This is a genomic window from Bradyrhizobium sp. McL0615 (genome assembly GCF_049993905.1).
Classification (GTDB): domain Bacteria; phylum Pseudomonadota; class Alphaproteobacteria; order Rhizobiales; family Xanthobacteraceae; genus Bradyrhizobium.
The window spans coordinates 1,218,661-1,234,777 of the sequence record NZ_CP188254.1 but is presented as its reverse complement, the minus strand read 5'-3'; the positions used below and the strand labels follow the sequence as shown (position 1 = coordinate 1,234,777).

At 62.7% G+C, this 16,117-nt stretch carries 21 protein-coding genes; 4 read left to right on the top strand and 17 right to left on the bottom strand.

Annotated elements, in window-relative coordinates:
• Positions 1–197: 197 nt before the first annotated feature.
• The 3 genes from ACPPVP_RS05770 to ACPPVP_RS05760 form a co-directional block, all read right to left on the bottom strand.
• Positions 198–425 carry a hypothetical protein gene (locus ACPPVP_RS05770; RefSeq protein ID WP_426532125.1) on the bottom strand — a complete coding sequence of 76 codons (228 nt, stop codon included), beginning with the start codon at positions 423–425 and terminating at the stop codon, positions 198–200.
• Positions 426–561: 136 nt separating this feature from the next.
• A complete protein-coding gene (locus ACPPVP_RS05765; RefSeq protein WP_426532123.1) occupies positions 562–1,173 on the bottom strand; it encodes a 2-hydroxychromene-2-carboxylate isomerase in 612 nt (203 codons plus the stop codon).
• Between the two features lie 96 nt (positions 1,174–1,269).
• Positions 1,270–1,506, bottom strand: coding sequence for a hypothetical protein (locus tag ACPPVP_RS05760; RefSeq protein WP_426532121.1), 237 nt, complete (start codon positions 1,504–1,506; stop codon positions 1,270–1,272).
• Positions 1,507–1,907: 401 nt separating this feature from the next.
• Here ACPPVP_RS05760 and ACPPVP_RS05755 point away from each other — a divergent pair, with 401 nt between their 5' ends.
• On the top strand, positions 1,908–2,399 hold the full coding sequence (locus tag ACPPVP_RS05755) for a peptidoglycan-binding domain-containing protein (protein ID WP_426532119.1): 492 nt from the start codon (positions 1,908–1,910) through the stop codon (positions 2,397–2,399).
• A gap of 48 nt (positions 2,400–2,447) precedes the next feature.
• Here ACPPVP_RS05755 and ACPPVP_RS05750 read toward each other — a convergent pair whose 3' ends face one another.
• Together ACPPVP_RS05750 and ACPPVP_RS05745 are read right to left on the bottom strand one after the other, a co-directional pair.
• Positions 2,448–2,660, bottom strand: a complete 213-nt coding sequence (locus ACPPVP_RS05750) for a PRC-barrel domain containing protein (RefSeq protein WP_426532117.1) — start codon at positions 2,658–2,660, stop codon at positions 2,448–2,450.
• A gap of 180 nt (positions 2,661–2,840) precedes the next feature.
• The gene (locus ACPPVP_RS05745; RefSeq protein WP_426532115.1) at positions 2,841–4,094 is read right to left on the bottom strand and encodes an MFS transporter; all 1,254 of its coding nucleotides are present in this window, start codon (positions 4,092–4,094) and stop codon (positions 2,841–2,843) included.
• Between the two features lie 215 nt (positions 4,095–4,309).
• Here ACPPVP_RS05745 and ACPPVP_RS05740 point away from each other — a divergent pair, with 215 nt between their 5' ends.
• Positions 4,310–4,756, top strand: a complete 447-nt coding sequence (locus ACPPVP_RS05740) for a TonB family protein (protein ID WP_426532113.1) — start codon at positions 4,310–4,312, stop codon at positions 4,754–4,756.
• Positions 4,757–5,184: 428 nt separating this feature from the next.
• Here ACPPVP_RS05740 and ACPPVP_RS05735 read toward each other — a convergent pair whose 3' ends face one another.
• Positions 5,185–5,991 (bottom strand): response regulator, encoded by an 807-nt coding sequence (locus ACPPVP_RS05735; RefSeq protein ID WP_426532111.1) that lies wholly within the window; start codon positions 5,989–5,991, stop codon positions 5,185–5,187.
• Between the two features lie 308 nt (positions 5,992–6,299).
• On the opposite strand from ACPPVP_RS05735, the gene ACPPVP_RS05730 reads away from it, so the two are divergent.
• Entirely contained in the window at positions 6,300–6,497 is a 198-nt protein-coding gene (locus ACPPVP_RS05730) for a NepR family anti-sigma factor (RefSeq protein WP_108514289.1), read from the top strand.
• A complete protein-coding gene (locus tag ACPPVP_RS05725; protein ID WP_426532109.1) occupies positions 6,497–7,045 on the top strand; it encodes a sigma-70 family RNA polymerase sigma factor in 549 nt (182 codons plus the stop codon). The genes ACPPVP_RS05730 and ACPPVP_RS05725 overlap by 1 nt, the downstream gene beginning before the upstream one ends.
• A gap of 313 nt (positions 7,046–7,358) precedes the next feature.
• On the opposite strand, the gene ACPPVP_RS05720 is transcribed toward ACPPVP_RS05725, so the two are convergent.
• From ACPPVP_RS05720 to ACPPVP_RS05670, 11 genes are all read right to left on the bottom strand, one after another.
• The gene (locus ACPPVP_RS05720; protein ID WP_426532107.1) at positions 7,359–9,017 is read right to left on the bottom strand and encodes a CHASE domain-containing protein; all 1,659 of its coding nucleotides are present in this window, start codon (positions 9,015–9,017) and stop codon (positions 7,359–7,361) included.
• 364 nt (positions 9,018–9,381) lie between these two features.
• Entirely contained in the window at positions 9,382–10,020 is a 639-nt protein-coding gene (gene ureG / locus ACPPVP_RS05715; protein WP_426532105.1) for an urease accessory protein UreG, read from the bottom strand.
• A 156-nt stretch (positions 10,021–10,176) separates the two neighbouring features.
• Positions 10,177–10,914, bottom strand: coding sequence for an urease accessory protein UreF (locus ACPPVP_RS05710; RefSeq protein WP_426537685.1), 738 nt, complete (start codon positions 10,912–10,914; stop codon positions 10,177–10,179).
• Positions 10,895–11,500 carry an urease accessory protein UreE gene (gene ureE / locus ACPPVP_RS05705; protein WP_426532103.1) on the bottom strand — a complete coding sequence of 202 codons (606 nt, stop codon included), beginning with the start codon at positions 11,498–11,500 and terminating at the stop codon, positions 10,895–10,897. Before ureE ends, ACPPVP_RS05710 begins: the two co-directional genes overlap by 20 nt.
• 175 nt (positions 11,501–11,675) lie before the next feature.
• On the bottom strand, positions 11,676–11,975 hold the full coding sequence (locus ACPPVP_RS05700; protein WP_426532102.1) for a putative quinol monooxygenase: 300 nt from the start codon (positions 11,973–11,975) through the stop codon (positions 11,676–11,678).
• A 24-nt stretch (positions 11,976–11,999) separates the two neighbouring features.
• Positions 12,000–12,299 carry a putative quinol monooxygenase gene (locus tag ACPPVP_RS05695; RefSeq protein ID WP_334416123.1) on the bottom strand — a complete coding sequence of 100 codons (300 nt, stop codon included), beginning with the start codon at positions 12,297–12,299 and terminating at the stop codon, positions 12,000–12,002.
• Positions 12,300–12,348: 49 nt separating this feature from the next.
• Positions 12,349–14,064, bottom strand: a complete 1,716-nt coding sequence (gene ureC, locus ACPPVP_RS05690; protein ID WP_426532100.1) for an urease subunit alpha — start codon at positions 14,062–14,064, stop codon at positions 12,349–12,351.
• Positions 14,061–14,600, bottom strand: a complete 540-nt coding sequence (locus tag ACPPVP_RS05685) for an HD domain-containing protein (protein WP_426537683.1) — start codon at positions 14,598–14,600, stop codon at positions 14,061–14,063. The genes ureC and ACPPVP_RS05685 overlap by 4 nt, the downstream gene beginning before the upstream one ends.
• Positions 14,601–14,614: 14 nt before the next feature.
• The gene (locus ACPPVP_RS05680; RefSeq protein WP_247519406.1) at positions 14,615–14,920 is read right to left on the bottom strand and encodes an urease subunit beta; all 306 of its coding nucleotides are present in this window, start codon (positions 14,918–14,920) and stop codon (positions 14,615–14,617) included.
• Between the two features lie 9 nt (positions 14,921–14,929).
• Complete coding sequence (locus ACPPVP_RS05675; protein WP_025588283.1) at positions 14,930–15,232, bottom strand: urease subunit gamma; 303 nt, start codon at positions 15,230–15,232, stop codon at positions 14,930–14,932.
• A 42-nt stretch (positions 15,233–15,274) separates the two neighbouring features.
• Positions 15,275–16,111 carry an urease accessory protein UreD gene (locus ACPPVP_RS05670; protein WP_426532097.1) on the bottom strand — a complete coding sequence of 279 codons (837 nt, stop codon included), beginning with the start codon at positions 16,109–16,111 and terminating at the stop codon, positions 15,275–15,277.
• Positions 16,112–16,117 lie beyond the last annotated feature (6 nt).

Sequence of the window (16,117 nt, the reverse complement as noted above, 5' to 3'; positions counted from 1 at the left end):
GAAAAATATTAGAAATATTTTCAGGCCGCGGGAACGACTCCAGGGGGTTCCGAGTCATCCCGGCAGCCGGTTATTCCCCCTGCCCCATTGACCGGCGACGTAGGGTGCGACCGTGGTGATGCCGGTCGCACCCTGCTTTTTTTGTGTTGCCCTCAATCCGGCAATGGCCGTCAAAGCGTGTCCGTTCGACGGGTTGCTCAGTCGTTGAACTTCGGTCCGCCCGTGTAACGGTGCACGATACCTTCGACCGGCTGGGGTGCCGTTTCCGTGCCCGGCGCGAGTTCCGGGTTCTGGACGCTGCCTGAGTAAGTCATTGCATTGGTGGAATGTTGCCAGCCCGAATGCTCCGGGCGCGCAGACGCCTGCCCTGCAATTGCGGTGAACAGGATCATCGACGCGGCTAACGTGAGATGCTTGGTAGTCATGGTCGTCACTCCTTCGTTGTGTCATCCCGGCCCGTGGTCCAGCAGATGTGCAGCGAAGTGTAGGAAATCGATATCGATTGACGCGGCGTCGTATAGGCTTTGAATAAAGAGACGGCCCACCAGCAGGCTGGCTTCTTCAAAGCGCCGGCTTTTTCAAAGCGCGTTCCAGCAGGTCCAGCCGGTCCTGGCCCCAAAAAATCTCGCCCGAAGGCAGCACGTAGCTCGGCGCACCGAAGACGCCCGCTGCCAAAGCCTCCTGCGTAAACTTCTCGTGCAGCGCGTCGAGTTCGGCGTCCGATGGGGCGCCCGCGCGCAGCTCCGCAGCGTCGAGACCGGCGCGCTGCGCGGCCAACGCGAGCGCCGCGGGATCGGTCAGCGTTTCCTCGCGTTCCCACACCGCGCGGCCGAGTTCCAGCGACAGCCGGTGCGCATTCTTGCCTTGCAGCCTGGCCGCGATCACCAGACGGGTCGCCGCGGCATCGTCACAGGGAAAATGCTTCGGCTCGGGATTGATGGGAATGCCCAGCACCTCGCGCCAGCGCTTCAACTCCATCATCCGGTAGGCCCGCCGCTGCGGCGAGCGCTTCGGCAACGGCAGCCCGCCGGTCTGCTCGAAGATCGGCCCGAACTTGCAGGGCTTGATGTTGACGGCCGCGCCATTTCGTTCGGCGATTTCGGCAAATCGCGCGCTGCCGAGAAACGTCCACGGCGAGGTGAGCGACAAGTAATAGTCGATGGTAACGGGCATGTCCCAGGCTTCCCCCAAGCAGGCTGATGTCAATCAAGCTAGCCTTGCGAGGGTCTGCCAGCAACCTCCGTCAGCCACGACTGATAACGGCCGCCTTTAGTGCAAGGCGTTCGTGATCTTGTGATCGAGATGACCGGTCTTGTAGTCGCGGCGAAGCTGGCTCAGCGATGTCTCGTTCAAGTGAAGAAAAACATCGCTCAGCTTGTCGGTTGGGGGATAACCGGCGGCAAAACCCTGCCCGTAAATCTTGCGCAATGTGCCGATGGGGGTCGCGCCGTGCTTGTGGCCGATTTCACCATCCTGCTTGCGGTTATCGAGACCTGCCTTACTCATGCCGCTCTCCCTTGTGCCGACGTCGAAACATCCACCCGCTGAGGCGAAATGGCAATCTTGCACTGCAACCATGAACTAGAGCGGGCTGATCGCGCCGGCCTGTTATGATCGCCGCGGCCGAAAGGCCATCGAACCGGCGCCCACCGGTTGTGGTGTGCGAGCCTGGAGTTGGCCCCAAACGGACCTCGAATGCGCTGGCGACGGATGCTGCATATGGAGCAGAGCTGCCATCGAAAATCGCGGTTGTTCTTCGAAGCGGATATCGGCCGTGCCGACTGCCCTCTCCGTACTGGTTCTTTTGTTCGACACACGATGAGGAACAAGTGATCCGGATAACAGTTGCTCCGTGACGAAGTCCGAGTTGCCTTCATCGAGAGACTTTAGACAGGGAAGATAGGCCATTGCGCGTCTTCATCCTCGCATTGTCAGTCCTGGGAATTCTCGCCAGTGCAAACGTTGCCAAAGCCGGCCTGAGCATGACCGACCGCGACCTGTTGGCCTCAGCCGATCCGGCTACCTTGGTCCCCGAGGCAACTCAGGAAACCGAGGATCAGATCGGACTCGACAAGGGAAAGCGTCGCGACGTGCAGCGCCGGTTGACCCGTCTCGGTTTCGACACCAAGGTCAACGGACGGTTCGACAAGTCGACCCGCGCCGTGATCACGCGTTGGCAGGCGGCGCGCGGCTATCCCAAGACCGGCTTCCTCGACCCGCTGCAGCATCAGGCGCTATTGACCGAGTCCGTCTCAACGGCGCGCGCCAGCCTTGCCAGCAGCGACAAATCCGATGACGACCGTCCGGCCCGCCGTCGCGGCGGCGGCCATCACCGCAGCAGTGGCGGTCCAGGTGGACTGATTGGCGGTGTGGTGGGCGGCCTGTTCGGACGCAGGTAATCCAACTGCGCGGCGTATTGGCTCGCCCGGCGGCCCCCGGGTGCAGATTCAGCCTTTTTGCGAGAACTTCACTGTCGAGACAGGCCACTTTCCATCGTGGCCTCGGATCGAGATTCGCAAGCCGTGCAATTCGTCAAGCCAGATCTTGTCCACAGTCCCGCATATGCCGTCGGTGAGGACCACAGCCTTGTCGACAAGCTCTGTCTGAGCTTTCTCGAACTCACCGAGGATTGTGGACGCGCGAATTTTCACAGTTGGCATGGGGCCCTCCGGCGACGAGGTTGATTGAGCTGGGCGTCGCCAATGGTCGCACCGAAAGCCAGTTCCCGCTTGTTCTTCGAGCGGTTCTTGTGTGTTCGTATGATGTAATCGGAACTGTTGCCGCGTCTCTGTTACGCATTCGCTGCGCGGCCTTTTGTTACACTTCGCCTCAAAGCGCCGCTACCGCCCCGCCGCCCGCATCTCCTCGCTCGGCTTGACGTCCTCGGATCTGCTGTAGATCGCAACCGCAACAATCAACACCAGCGTCAGCGTGCCGAACAGCGCGCGGTAAGCATCCTCCGTCCGCGCGCCGCTGGCCAGCGGTTCGAACGCGCCGATGATGATTCCGGACAGCGTCTGCATGCAGGCGACGCCGAGCATCACCGCCGTGTTCATGGTCGAGATGCCTCGGCCGATCAGCCTATCCGGGAAAATGCCGCGGCCGTGCGTCATCACCATGGTGCTGGAGGCTGAGAAGAAGCCCATTACGATGATGACGGCGACCGGCAGCCACACCGGCGGATCCGAGAACAGCGCCAGGGTCGCGAGCAGACCAACGATCACCAGCGTGCCGCCGATCGCGATCCCCTTGCGGGTGTCGAGCCGGCGGTCGAGCGGGCCGAAGGCGAGCATGCCGGCCTGGTAGGCGATCAGGGCGCAGAGCAGGACATTGCCGGCCGCGATCGGGCTCAAGCCATGCACCTCGCGCAGAAACGCACCACCCCACAGGCCCTGCACGGTGAAGGTGCAGGCATAGTTGCAGAAATTCAGCGCCAGGATCGGCTTCAGGCGCGGGTTGCGCAGCACCTCCAGCATGCCCCTGAGCATTTCACCTGATGGCTCCACCTTGCGGGAGAGAAAGGGATGACCGGGCGGCGCGTCGCGCACCACCAGCCAGATCGCGATCGTGGCAAGCGCCGTGAAGACGACGACGGCACCGAACACCGGACGCCAGCCGACCGCCTGCGACGTCCAGGCGAGCGGCGTGGTGGCGGCGGGGTTGCCGAGCAGGCCGATCGACAGCACCACGGCTGTGAGCGTCGAGAAGCGGTCCGGCGGAAACCAGCGCGAGATCACGACCATGCTGCCGATCAGCATCACGCCGCAGCCGGCGCCCATCAATGCGCGGCCGGTCAACAGCACCGGCCAGCTCGGCGCCAGCGTGAACAGGGCGCCGCCGAGGCTGGCTACGATCAGCATACCGACCACGGTATAGCGCGGCCCGAAGCGATCGAAGAAGAAGCCGCAGGGAATCTGCATCGCGGCAAAGCCGAAGAAGAACGCGCCGGTCAGCGCGCCCAGCGCTTCCGGCCCGATCGCCATATCGTGCATCAAATCGAGGCCGATGGTGACGTTGGACGCGCGGAAAAAATGGCTGGCAACATAGGCGGTGGCCAATGTCGCAACGATGATCAGGCCCCGGCGGTAGGGCAAAGGCCGCTCGGCGGACTGCATCGGATAAAGGGACGTTTCCGTTTGTTTTCTTATGGTTCAGCTTGCCGCGAGCCTATGCGGGCGTGGGACGCAGTTCAACCAGCAATCGCGCCATCGCAAAGCCAGCGAGACGCCGATCGATTTACGAAGAATGGGGAAAGCACACCGTTCAGCCCGTCTTGCAATCAACCTCAACGCGAATAGGATCCGGCCGTTTGGAATCGCAGGTTTTGTCGATGTTGCGCCGGAATGGTTTGATTGCCCTGCTCATGGTTGCCTCGCTACCCGTGCACGCAGAGGCCGACGACATCAAAGAGTGGCACAAGCAGATCCGCACTCAACTAATGAGCAATACGCGCTATCCGCCGCTAGCCGCGGGCGAGTTGGGTGCAGCCAAGGTCGGGTTCGTGCTCGACCGTCAGGGTAAGCTGGTTTCTCATTGGTTGGCAGAAAGCACGGGCAATCGCGCGCTCGATGAAGAAAGCCTTGCAATTCTCGAACGTACCGAATCGTTTCCGATGCCTCCGCCTGGCCTGAAAGAGGATCGTCTGAGGTTAGCGATCGAATTCGACTACCGTCTCCGGCCTGGACAGTCTGGCTCATGGGAACAGGAACAGGCGAAGCTGAGGTCAAAGGTGAACAGTATCTGTCGCGGCTGTTGAGCAGGACCAGCGCCACCTTATGCCTTCTGCAATGCCACCGTCACGCCGCCGAGCACCAGAGCACCATCGCGACACGACCTCCCGGAAGCCGGCCGGCTCGCTCCGGATGAGCGCCACCGTGGCCAGCCGCGCGCATGGCCCTTGCGCGCAAAAAATCCGGCGCGCAGGTGGGCGCGCCGGATAAGTCCGACCAGCTTTCGACGGCTGGTGGCCCGAGCCAGGGGGAGGTGCCTGGCCGCGAACACGGACACCGCCGGCAAAGCAGCCCCGAGATATGAAATCCGCGGGCGGCGGCGGTGAATCGGCAGAGACGATGATACCGCCGGCCGCGCCAGGCAAAGGTGAACTGGTTCACATGGCGTGCGCGCAAAAAAAAACGGCGCGCCATGGGGCGCGCCGGGTCATTCCTGCTCACTCGCAGAGAAAGTTCAGCCCGCGGCCGCCCGCGGCGCGCGGTTGCGCGAGTTGCGCTGGAAGAACAGCGCTTGGCTGGCGACCGCCGAGACCATCGCGGGCTGGAACGGCTTTGAGATCAGGAACGCCGGCTCGGGGCGTTCGCCGGTCAGGAAGCGCTCGGGGTAAGCGGTGATAAAGACCACCGGCACTTCGAACACCTTCAACAGTTCGTTGACCGCATCCAAGCCCGACGAGCCGTCGGCGAGCTGGATGTCGGCGAGGATCAGGCCGGGCTTCTTGTTCTTGGCCAGCGCCACCGCATCGGCATGGGTGCGGGCGACGCCGATCACGTTGTGGCCGAGATTTTTCACGAGGCTCTCGAGGTCCATCGCGATGAAGGTCTCGTCCTCGATGATCAAGACGTCGGTGGCGATTTCCGCCGCCATCTCGCGGCCGGCGGCATCCGTCAGCGCGCGGGTCTCGGGGATGTCGACGTTGAGAATGAACGCCACCTCTTCCTCGGAGAAGCCTTCGAGGGATAGCAGCAGGAACGCCTGCCGTGGCAGCGGCGTGATGTTCGACAGTCTGCGCTCCGGCGGCAGCGCCAGCGTCGCGACGTCAGGGTTGTCGTTGAGCGAGACCGAATTCCAGATCTGGGTGAAAAGCTTGAACAGCCCGGCGCGCGGGCCATGCCGTTCGTCGAGCAGGGAGCCGTCCTGCAGCAGAGCCTCCAGCATGGCGCCCACATAAGCGTCGCCCGAGGCCTGGTTTCCGGTCAACGCACGGGCATAGCGCCGCAACAGCGGCAGATGTTCAGCAACAAGCTGTGATCGCGACATCCCCAATCCATCCTTATCTTGGGCCGTATCCTTGGCCATACATACTTAGGGTCTCAGCCGGGCTGACGTAACCTTGAAGCCACCGTGCCGGGCCTCAATTTTAGTTTCGGCGGGGGGACCCCGGTTCCCCTCTCATCTCCGACTACTCCCGGGAGGCAAAAAAGTTCCAGAAAAAGTTCCCAAAATTCGGAACCTTCCGCAGATATTCGCATTAGCTTCTGACGTATAACGCGGCGGACTAGGCCCAATTTCGAGGTAACCTCTTGAAACCACAGAGACTTAACTCTCGGGGAAGCGTGGATCAGACCATGAAGGAAGTAAAGAAGCAGGGCGGGCTTAACGCCGAGATTCAATCCAGGATCGGGCATCAGCTCCGCGCCATGTACGATGACGTGGTCCGACAGGGCGTGCCGGATCGCTTTGCGGAGCTGATCCGAAAGCTCGATGGGCCGGAAGCGGCGGCGGCCCAAATCGACGACCCAGCAAAAAATGACGGGAGAGACTAATGCCTCTCACAGACTCTCTTCGCGACGACATTTTAGCGTCGGTGCCGAGCCTGCGCGCGTTCGCGATCTCGCTCTCCGGCAATGGAGACCGTGCGGACGACCTGGTTCAGGAAACGCTGCTGCGCGCCATCGCCAATATCGACTCGTTCCAGCCCGGCTCGAACCTGCCGGCTTGGCTGTTCACCATTTTGCGCAACCTGTTTCGCTCTGACTACCGGAAGCGGCGGCGCGAGGTTGAGGACGCCGAGGGCAATTACGCGAAAACCCTGAAGACCCAGCCGGCGCAAAATGCGCATCTGGAGTTCGAGGAGTTTCGCCATGCGCTCGACAAGCTGCCGCAGGACCAGCGTGAAGCGTTGATCCTGGTTGGCGCCTCCGGCTTCTCCTATGAGGACGCTGCGGCGATCTGCGGCTGCGCGGTCGGCACTATCAAGAGTCGCGTCAACCGCGCGCGCTCGAAACTGTCGGCGCTGCTCTATGTCGATGGCGCCGAGGATTTCGGTCCCGACGAGACCGTGCGCGCGGTGATCGGCGGCAACGGCGGATGACACCATCGAAACGACACGGAAAAGGCGGCCCCGAACGGGCCGCCTTTTTTGTTGATCGTTCCTTAGTTTCGCAGCCCGGATGAGCGAAGCGACATCCGGGACTGACTGCAACATTTGCTCCCGGATATCGCTTCGCTCATCCGGGCTACTCGCGATTACTGTCGGCTTCAGTGCAGCCCGCCGAACATGTAGATCAGCGCGAGAATCGGCAGGGGAATGCCGAGCATCCACAGCAGCAGATAACGTCCCATGGGTGAACTCCGTCGATCGTTGATTCGATACGGAATAATGCCTGGGGGCGTCGTGGAGTTCCCTACTTCGCCGGACGCACCGGCGCGGTAATCTGCTCGGTGCGGTCGCGCTCGCTCATGTCGACCACCGTTACCATCGGGGCCGTGAGTTCATAGACGTAGCTGACGTCGGTGAAGAAGCGCTTGGCGGTACCGCCGAGCGCTTCGGGTGCGACACGGTCGAGCAGGATGAGGCCGAAATCCGAGTCTTCGCGCCGCGTCGCCGCGCTGGTGTTGAACTCCTCCCAGCGGAAATGAAAGATCATGTCCGGCTCCTCGCCCGAGACTTCCCAATTGGCGACGATGTGCGGGTGCTTGCCGACCAGCGACAGGCCCTCGTCGGAATGCGAGGCCAGTTCGAAGAACAACAGCGACAGCGACTGCGCGGCGCGCGCGCTGACGGAAATATCTGGACCGTTGACCGCGATGCGGTCGGCATGCGGGATCGCGCGCGACTCGAACAGCCCCCTGAGCTTGACGCCCTGCCATTGGCTTTCTGAGAGCAGCGTCACCACGTTCGACATCGCATGGATGCGGCCGATCAGGAGCTCGCGTGACACGTCCATGTCGGAGCCGTGGCGCAAGGTGCGCGTCACGATCGACTGGATCACGGCGAGGATGTTCTTGACCCGGTGGTTGAGTTCATCGATGACGGCGGTCAATCGCCGCTCGAAACCGATCCGGACCTGGATCTCGCGGCTGAGCCGCAGATTGTTGTAGGCGACATAGCCGAACAGGCCGCAGACGATTCCGGTGAGCGCGAAGCCGATGGCCGCCACGATGATCGCCGTCTGCTGCGCGCGCTGTATGGCATTGTTCTTGGCATAGTAGCCGAGCGACCAGTCGCGGCCGCCGAACGTCACTGTGCGCACCACCGACGGCGCCGGATCGCCCTGCTTGACCGCCCGCAAGGTGATCACGCCCTGGTCGTTGGCGACATATTCATCGCTGGCGTCATCGGGGTCCTTCAGCACCACCGAAAACAGCGAGCGGTCGTCGTTGGTCAGCATCAGCGGCGCCAGCTCGTAGGAAAAGGTGACGAAGCCGGCGGGCTCCGCGCTGTCTTCCTTCGGAATCGGCGACGCCAGCACGAGGCCGATCGGCCCGTTCGGCCGCAGCAGCGGGATTGGATCCGACGCCACCGGTTTGCCGGTCTCCGCCGCCTTCGCCAGCATCGGCCCGATCACCGAGTGACGGCCATAGGCGCGGCCTGGAAAGCCCAGCGTATCCGCGCTGCGCGGTTCGAGGTCCATCAGGACGTCGAGCGGCTTGTCGATCGCCTTGATATCGAGCGCCCGATCGTCGAAATCGCGGATCGTCGGATTGGTGAAGCCGGCGCTCTTCAGCTCCGCCTGCGCCGCCACCAGGTCGCTTGGCTTGAGCCGCGCGATCCAGAACGCGGTCACGAAATCGGTCTTGAAGGCGTAGATCGCCGCGCGCAGCGGCTGCAGCATGTTGGCCTTCACCACCGAAGGTGCGCGAAACAATCCGGATGCAACGCGCGCGAGCAATTCACGCTCGGTCAGCCGGTCCTGCACCAGGCTGGCGTGAACGTCGATGGCGCGGGACAGCGCGATGCCGTCGATCGCCAGTTCCTGTTCGTGAACGCGATAGGCCGCGAGACCGGAGAGCAGAACTCCGATCAGCGCGATAAAGCCGATAATGAAGCCCAGCCGAACCACTCGCTTACTCGGGAATGACGTGTTGGCGAAGACGTACGGGAAGCATCGTTGGGTCTGCCGGGGCAGAGACACATGGCAACAGCGCGGAGGCCAACCGCGGCGAATATGACGGAGCGTTCATCAGCACGCAACTGACAGGTTTGCAGCGAGGTAAACAACACGGCCACCGTTAACGCTGGTTTGGCGGGGCCAGAGGCTGATAATCTAACAGTGCCGATTTGGTTCCAGCGCTGACGGACAAATCCGAGCGCTACGGGGCGGATCGAATGTTAATGTTAACGCACTGACAGCCCCGGCCGCTGGCCCGACCGCCTGCTTGCTCGCCCCGCTCGGCCTCGGCCGCTTGTCCTTGCCTTTATCTGGCCTATCCGGCCTTGGCCTTCGCGACCGGGCGCAAGCCGCCCTTGGTCTCGATGAAGCCGATAATGCGATCGAGCCCCTCGCTCTTTTTCAGGTTGGTCATCACGAACGGCCGCTCGCCCCGCATCCTTTTCGCGTCGGTTTCCATCTTCTCGAGCGACGCTCCGACATGCGGCGCGAGGTCGATCTTGTTGATCACCAAGAGATCCGAGCGGGTGATGCCCGGCCCGCCCTTGGAGGGAATCTTGTCGCCGGCGGCGACGTCGATCACATAGATCGTGAGATCGGCGAGTTCGGGCGAAAACGTCGCGGCGAGATTGTCGCCGCCGGATTCGATCAGCACCAGATCGAGATCGGGAAACTTCGCGCGCATGTCGGCGACCGCTGCGAGATTCATCGAGGCGTCCTCGCGAATCGCGGTGTGCGGGCAGCCGCCGGTCTCGACGCCGGCGATGCGGTCCGGCGTCAGCGAGCCCGAGCGCACCAGAAACTCCGCATCCCATTTGGTGTAGATGTCGTTGGTGATCGCGGCGATGTCGTAACGTTCCCGCATCGACTTGCAGAGCAGGTCCATCAGCGCGGTCTTGCCGGAGCCGACGGGACCGCCGACGCCGATCCGAAGCGGGCCGTGAGATTTAGACATGTGAGGTGCTTCCCGAACTATCGTCGTCCCTGCGAACGCAGGGACCCATACCGCGTGATCCATCAATAAGGCCGAACGGCCGACGCTGTTTGTAACAACCAGGGCCGGTGGCTGCGGGTCCCTGCGTTCGCAGGGACAACGAAAGAGTGTGCCCCATCATGACCGGAACAGCCGCGTGTACTGGGTCTCATGACGCAGGCTGGCGAGATCGGCGCGGAAGGTGGCGCTGCCGAGATCGTCGAGCGAGGCTTCGAGCGAACGTTTCGCGGTGGAGACCACATCGGCTTCAAGGCTTGCCAGAATACGCTGGCTGTCGGTCTGCCCGAGCGGCACTAGCCGGGCACCGGCGGAAATCCAGTTCGACACCAATGCATGCAGGAACGCGTGCATGGTCGGCGCAACCAGTATCGCATGCGCCGCGCTGACGAGGCCGACGGCGACGGGATAGACGATCACGCCACCGCAAGCGGCGACCATCCTGTCGAGATCTTCGCCAGCCCATGCGGTCCGCGCGATCTCGATGAAGGCGCGGCCCTGCGTTGTCGCCTCGAGCTGGCGTTCGCGCGAGGGCACGAACGCGGCCGCGAGTTCGGCGATCTCGCGCAATTCTGAATCGATCCGCGCGGTCGCGGCGCGATGTACCTGCGCCAGAAACACGGCATCGCAAAAGCCTGAGCCGTCAGTGAGCATCGCGGCCAGCCAGTCGCGCAGCGATGCGGCGTCCGTGATGTCGCCCGCCTCCACCGCCCATTCGATGCCGCTGGAATAGGAGAACGCTCCGACCGGAAAGGATGGCGACAGCCAGGTCATCAGCCGGTACAGCGCCGCCGCCTCGTCCGCATTCATTCCGCTGCCCGCATCGGCGGGCGCGGGCTCACTTGTGGTCATGAGCATGGGAGTGATCGTGGTGATGATGATCGTGGTCGCAATGTTCGTCGTGGTGATGGTGATCACCGTGGTGATCGTGATCATGCGAAGAATGGGCATGCGCATGCGAGGAATGTGCATGTGCTTGTGCTTGTGCGTGGGCTTCCGACGCATGGGCGTGACTGCTCGCATAGGCGCCGCCTTCGGGATCGAACGGCGCCTCGATCTCGATGACGCGCGCGCCCAATCCTTTCACCATCGCCTCGATGACGTGATCCCTGCGGATGCGCAGGCCTTTCGGCATGATCTGGGTCGGCAGATGGCGGTTGCCGAGATGCCAGGCGACGCGAACCAGATGCAGCGGGTCGGCGCCGCGGATTTCCACCAGCGGCTCGGCTGCGGCCACCACCTCGATCAGCCGGCCATCTTCCAGCACCAGCGCATCGCCGCCGCGGAGCGCGACGGCATTTTCCAGATCAAGCAGGAATTCCAGCCCGCGCGTCCCCGTCATCGCCATCCGCCGCCGGTGCCGGTCGTCGAAATCGAGCACGACGGTATCGGCCGCGGCGTGCGTCCAGCGGTGCTGGCCAAGCACTTGTGTCGCGCGGATCATGGGAGGGCACCTGGAGTGCGTTGGGGCATCGGGGCGACATCCTTCGAGACGCTTCGCGCCTCCTCAGGATGAGGTCGGAAGCCTGCACGAGGTCTGAGATCCTCATGGTGAGGAGCACGGCAACGCCGTGCGTCTCGAACCATGTCGCCCCAAAACGCGCCGCGACGCATATTCACTAGATCTTCTCCACCTTGCCGTCGCTGATGATTTCGATCACCGTCGGCGCCGTCTTCATCTGCGAGGAATACTCCCGCCACACCTTCATGTGCGGCGCCTTGCCGTGGGCATTGAGATCGTCACGGGTTTCCCAGCGCTCCACCACCACATACAGATTGGGATTGTTCACACTGACATGGCCGTCATAGGAGAGGCAGCCCTTCTCCTTGAGCGTCTCGGCGGTACAGGCCTTGTGCCCCTTGATGAAGTCGTCCTTGTTCTCCAGCTTCATCGGCGTGGTGGCGATGACGTAGATCATGAGTTTCTCCCGTGTTTTTCTTGATTAGCGAACGTCGACCTTTTCAGGGGTAATGACTTCGATCTTCGGCGGTGCACTCATGCATTTCACGGCGACGCGACCAAAGGTCTTCATGTGCTCGGCGCCGCGGTGCGGCACCAGCGCCTCGGCATTTTCCCACTGTTCGACGAACACCATCTTGGAGGGATCGGTGACGCTTTCGTGCAGGTCATAGGCGATATTGCCCGGCTCTTTGCGGGTTTCCTTGATGCAGGCGGTGGCAGCGGCGATGAAATCGGCGCGCGTTTCGGGCTTGATGGTCAATGTGGCAACGACGTAAATCACTTCAATCCTCCCGGACTTTTGTTCTGGCTTTGATCGCCCGGGAGAAACCCTAGTACATGAAATACCGCTGCGCCATGGGCAGCACCTCGGCCGGCGCGCATGTCAGAAGCTCGCCGTCTGCGCGCACCTCATAGGTCTCGGCGTCGACCTCGATTTTTGGCGTGGCGCCGTTATGGATCATGCTCTTCTTGGAGATGCCGCCGCGGGTGTTTTTCACGGGATAAAGCTTCTTTTCGATGCCAAGCTTGCGCGCTAGCCCACCCGTGATGGCAGCCTTCGAGGTGAACACCACCGAAGACGCCGTCAGCGACTTGCCGTAGGCGGCGAACATCGGCTGGTAGTGCACCGGCTGCGGCGTGGGAATGGAAGCGTTGGGATCGCCCATCGGCGCCGCCACGATCGAGCCGCCCTTGATGATGCAATCGGGTTTCACGCCAAAGAAGGCCGGCGACCACAGCACGAGGTCGGCGAGCTTGCCCTTCTCCACCGATCCGATCAGTTTCGACACGCCATGCGCGATCGAGGGGTTGATGGTGTATTTCGAAATGTAGCGCTTGACGCGGAAATTGTCGTTGTCGTTACCCTTGTCCTCGGGCAACGCGCCGCGCTGCTTCTTCATCTTGTCGGCGGTCTGCCAGGTGCGAATGATGACTTCGCCGAGCCGGCCCATCGCCTGCGAGTCCGACGACATCATCGAGAGCGCGCCGAGATCGTGTAAAATGTCTTCCGCCGCGATGGTTTCTTTCCGGATGCGGCTTTCGGCAAAGGCGAGGTCTTCCGCAATCGAGGGATCGAGATGGTGGCACACCATCAGCATGTCGAGATGTTCGTCGATGGTGTTGCGGGTGAACGGCCGTGTCGGGTTGGTCGAGGACGGCAGCACGTTCTTCAACCCGGCAATCTTGATGATGTCAGGCGCATGGCCACCGCCGGCGCCCTCGGTATGGAAGGCGTGGATGGTGCGGCCCTTGAACGCCTTGACCGTGTCCTCGACGAAGCCGGATTCGTTGAGCGTATCCGAATGCAGCATCACCTGGACGTCGTAATCGTCAGCCACCGAGAGGCAATTGTCGATTGCGGCCGGCGTGGTGCCCCAATCCTCGTGCAGCTTCAGCGCGCAGGCGCCGCCCTTGATCATCTCGACCAGCGCCGCAGGAAGCGCGGCGTTGCCCTTGCCTGAAATGCCGAGATTGACCGGGAACGCGTCGAACGACTGGATCATCCGCCCCATGTGCCACGGCCCCGGCGTGCAGGTCGTCGCAAACGTACCGTGCGAGGGACCAGTGCCGCCGCCCAGCATCGAGGTGACGCCAGACATCAGCGCATGCTCGATCTGCTGCGGACAGATGAAATGGATGTGGCTGTCGAACCCGCCGGCGGTGAGGATCTTGCCCTCGCCCGCAATGATGTCGGTGCCGGGTCCGATCACAATCGTGACGCCGGGCTGGATGTCGGGATTGCCGGCCTTGCCGATCGCCGCGATCATGCCCTCCTTGATCGCGACGTCGGCCTTCACGATGCCCCAGTGGTCGACGATCAGCGCGTTGGTGATCACGGTATCGGCCGCCCCCTGCTTGTTGGTGACCTGCGATTGCCCCATGCCGTCGCGGATCACCTTGCCGCCGCCGAACTTCACCTCCTCGCCATAGGTGGTGAAATCCTTCTCGACCTCGATGATGAGATCGGTGTCCGCCAGCCGCACCTTGTCGCCGGTGGTGGGCCCGAACATGTCGGCATAGACGGAACGTTTGATTTTCGTGCTCACAGTGTACTCCTGGCAAGCTCGGCTGTTGTGTCGAAGGTCCTATCGAGCATCGCGTTGACACCACGGCATCCGGCGACAACTTTCTCCGCCCAAGCGACGTAGTCGGCGAGTTCGTCGCGATCGGTCTCGCTCGGATGCGGCAAGATGCGCGCACTGACATTGCTGATCTTGTCAGCGATCTTGACCAGTTTTGCGTCTGCCGATTTGTGCGGGGCGTCTTCGATCTGCTTTTGTCGGCGCCGATCTTTCGGCAGACTCATGTCGTCAGTCACCTCAGCCACGATATCCGCGACGCGTACGCCGAACTCTTCCGCAAGCTCCTCGCGCGTCGTTTCGGTGTCTTCGATGGTGTCGTGCAGCCAGCCGGCCGCGACGAGCTCGGCATCCGCGCCATCAGTCGCGACGGCGAGAAAGTGCGCGACCTCGGCGAGATGGTTGACATAGGGCTCGTTGCCGCGCCCCTTGCGCGCCATGCCGGTGTGGCGGCGCGCGGCGAACTCGGCAGCTTCGGTGACGAGACATATCCCCGTCAGCATTTCGCCTTCGAAGATCACAGCTTTCCCTGCACGTCGCCGCGAAAACCGTAGATGACACGCTTGCCGGCGAGCGCCACCAGTTGCACGTCGCGGGTCTGGCCGGGCTCGAAACGCACCGCGGTGCCGGCGGCGATATCGAGACGCATGCCGCGCGCCTTCCTGCGGTCGAACTTCAGCGCCGGGTTGGTTTCGAAGAAATGGTAGTGCGAGCCGACCTGGATCGGGCGGTCGCCGGTGTTGGCGACCGTGAGTGTAACGGTCTTGCGGCCGGCGTTGAGTTCGATCTCGCCGTCCTTGATGAAGAGTTCGCCGGGGATCATCTGGTGCTCCTATCGGATCGGCTCGTGCACGGTGACAAGCTTTGTGCCATCGGGGAATGTCGCTTCCACCTGGATGTCATGGATCATCTCCGGGATGCCGTCCATGCATTGCGCACGGGTGATGACCTGCGCGCCTGACTGCATCAGCTCGGCCACCGTGCGGCCGTCGCGCGCGCCCTCGACGATGAAGTCGGAGATGATGGCGATCGCCTCGGGGTGGTTGAGCTTGACGCCGCGCTCCAGCCTGCGGCGCGCCACCATGGCCGCCATCGAGATCAAGAGCTTGTCCTTTTCGCGGGGGGAGAGATTCATGCGAGCACTCTGGTGATTGAAGACCTAGTTGAGGCAAAGCCCCTAATTTAGCCAAAGCCTTGGGAGCGGCACGCCGCTGGCGCGGCCGAGCACAGCCATCATGTCGGCGCGGAGCCGGGCTGCATCTTGGGCACAGAAACGGGCCATTGCAAATCCATTCCAGCAGGAGATGCCGACCTCGCCCCCGAACGTTTCGGACGCCTCGCGAATCCGCTCTACGACTGCCTCATCGCCGGGCACAATCAGCGCCGTGCCGATGGCGACACCGCCCTTTGCAATGGCTGGCCGCGCCAGCTTTTCGCCGATGTCGCCGTCAAGCCGGACGGTTTCCGCAAACACAAGGCGACCGCCGCGGCGCAGGCACCAGCGGTCGACGAATTCGCCGTGCAGCATCTTTTCGCCCATCGCCGCGCGGCCGAACACCACGATTTCGCAGAGCAGAAGCGAAGCGTCTTCAGCGAGATCAATATCGATGCGCCTGACAATCCGCGCGCGGTCGAACAGGATGGTTTCCTGTGGCAGCCAGGAGAGATGTGCGCCGCTCCCCACCTTCAGGGCGATGCTGAGCTGGGCAGCCGCACCCGGCGCGCGATAGACTTTCTCGGCCGCCGCCGTCGTCAGCGTCAGCCGCGCCCCCTCGCCTGCCGCGATATCGATGTCGAAACGGTCGCCGCCGGCAATGCCGCCAGCGGTGTTGACGAACACACCCGACAGCCCATCCTGCTCAGGGGAAGGAAAGCGCACGCGCAACGAGCCGGATTCGTGCAAATCGCCGCGGCGGGTAACGCCGTCCTGCAGATGCACGCCGAACCTGACCGCGCCCTGCGCGCGGTTCGCCGCGAACGTCGCTGAACTCGCGCGCGTGCTATCGGTCAGCATCCGTCC

Bases quoted from the DNA above. Each gene is read 5' to 3' on its own strand.
- ACPPVP_RS05770 (WP_426532125.1), bottom strand. From the start codon at position 425: ATGACTACCAAGCATCTCACGTTAGCCGCGTCGATGATCCTGTTCACC.
- ACPPVP_RS05765 (WP_426532123.1), bottom strand. From the start codon at position 1,173: ATGCCCGTTACCATCGACTATTACTTGTCGCTCACCTCGCCGTGGACG.
- ACPPVP_RS05760 (WP_426532121.1), bottom strand. From the start codon at position 1,506: ATGAGTAAGGCAGGTCTCGATAACCGCAAGCAGGATGGTGAAATCGGC.
- ACPPVP_RS05750 (WP_426532117.1), bottom strand. From the start codon at position 2,660: ATGCCAACTGTGAAAATTCGCGCGTCCACAATCCTCGGTGAGTTCGAG.
- ACPPVP_RS05735 (WP_426532111.1), bottom strand. From the start codon at position 5,991: ATGTCGCGATCACAGCTTGTTGCTGAACATCTGCCGCTGTTGCGGCGC.
- ACPPVP_RS05730 (WP_108514289.1), top strand. From the start codon at position 6,300: ATGAAGGAAGTAAAGAAGCAGGGCGGGCTTAACGCCGAGATTCAATCC.
- ACPPVP_RS05725 (WP_426532109.1), top strand. From the start codon at position 6,497: ATGCCTCTCACAGACTCTCTTCGCGACGACATTTTAGCGTCGGTGCCG.
- ureG (WP_426532105.1), bottom strand. From the start codon at position 10,020: ATGTCTAAATCTCACGGCCCGCTTCGGATCGGCGTCGGCGGTCCCGTC.
- ACPPVP_RS05710 (WP_426537685.1), bottom strand. From the start codon at position 10,914: ATGCTCATGACCACAAGTGAGCCCGCGCCCGCCGATGCGGGCAGCGGA.
- ureE (WP_426532103.1), bottom strand. From the start codon at position 11,500: ATGATCCGCGCGACACAAGTGCTTGGCCAGCACCGCTGGACGCACGCC.
- ACPPVP_RS05700 (WP_426532102.1), bottom strand. From the start codon at position 11,975: ATGATCTACGTCATCGCCACCACGCCGATGAAGCTGGAGAACAAGGAC.
- ACPPVP_RS05685 (WP_426537683.1), bottom strand. From the start codon at position 14,600: ATGCTGACGGGGATATGTCTCGTCACCGAAGCTGCCGAGTTCGCCGCG.
- ACPPVP_RS05680 (WP_247519406.1), bottom strand. From the start codon at position 14,920: ATGATCCCCGGCGAACTCTTCATCAAGGACGGCGAGATCGAACTCAAC.
- ACPPVP_RS05675 (WP_025588283.1), bottom strand. From the start codon at position 15,232: ATGAATCTCTCCCCCCGCGAAAAGGACAAGCTCTTGATCTCGATGGCG.
- ACPPVP_RS05670 (WP_426532097.1), bottom strand. From the start codon at position 16,111: ATGCTGACCGATAGCACGCGCGCGAGTTCAGCGACGTTCGCGGCGAAC.